This window comes from Burkholderia sp. SIMBA_062 (genome assembly GCF_046534765.1).
GTDB classification, from domain to species: domain Bacteria; phylum Pseudomonadota; class Gammaproteobacteria; order Burkholderiales; family Burkholderiaceae; genus Burkholderia; species Burkholderia ambifaria.
In genome coordinates this window covers 1-850 of the sequence record NZ_JAWRYD010000095.1, presented here as the reverse complement: position 1 = coordinate 850, position 850 = coordinate 1, and the positions used below count along the sequence as shown (strand labels likewise).

At 63.2% G+C, this 850-nt stretch carries 1 protein-coding gene; it reads right to left on the bottom strand.

The genetic code is table 11. From position 1 onward, the window contains the following. Positions 1-14: 14 nt before the first annotated feature. On the bottom strand, positions 15-850 hold an 836-nt coding region (locus tag SB786_RS35520), incomplete at its 5' end, for an IS110 family transposase (protein ID WP_410731475.1).

Here is an 850-nt window from a genome sequence, read left to right as displayed (position 1 = left end):
CTAGCAAGAAACGCTTATGGAGCGAGAACGGGTTGAACCTCGCAACCGAGGTCGTTCAAGCGCTTCAGCAAGCGTTGGATAGTTTTACTCGTGTCGTGCCGGGCAAAGTGATCAGCGCCGAGATCGGCATATTCAACCCCGTTTCGCAGCATATGGTAAGCCGCGGTGAGCATCGAGGCGGCTACCGCGAGGATGGCTTTTCTGGAGCCTCTGCGGGCCTTAATCCGCAGAAACTGCACGTGGAGATAGGAATTCCTGACGCGGACAGCAGCCCAGGCAGCCGTGACCAGTGTGGTCTTCAGCCATGTGCCACCCTTACGCACGCGGGTACTTCGGCGCTTGCCGGCGCTCTCGTCGTTACCGGGACACAGCCCGGCCCACGAGATCAGGTGGCCGGCATCGGGAAAGCGTGTCATGTCGGCGCCGACCTCGGCCAAGATCACCTGGGCGGTAACGTCACTCACGCCCGGCATCGTGGTGAGCAGTCGCACGCATTGCCGGATCGGCGCCAGCGCTTTTCCCAGGGTGGCGTCCAGTTCCGCCAGGGTGTGCTCAAGTGCCAGGACGATATCGAGGTGCAGCTTGAGCAGAGTCCGGTGATGGGCGGTAATGCGCCCGTGCAGCGCTTCGCGCAGTTCGGCGGTCTTCTTGCGTGCATGGCCCTGCGCAAGTGCGGCCAGGCGTTCAGGGTCGTCCTCGCCCGCGATGATCGCCAGGAGCATGGCGCGGCCGCTCTTGCCGAGCACGTCGGACAGCACGCTGCCGAGCTTGAGGTTAGCGTCCTCCAGCACTTTCTGGATGCGCTGGCAGTGCTGGGCAATCTCACGCACCAGTTGCTTCCGGGTGCGGG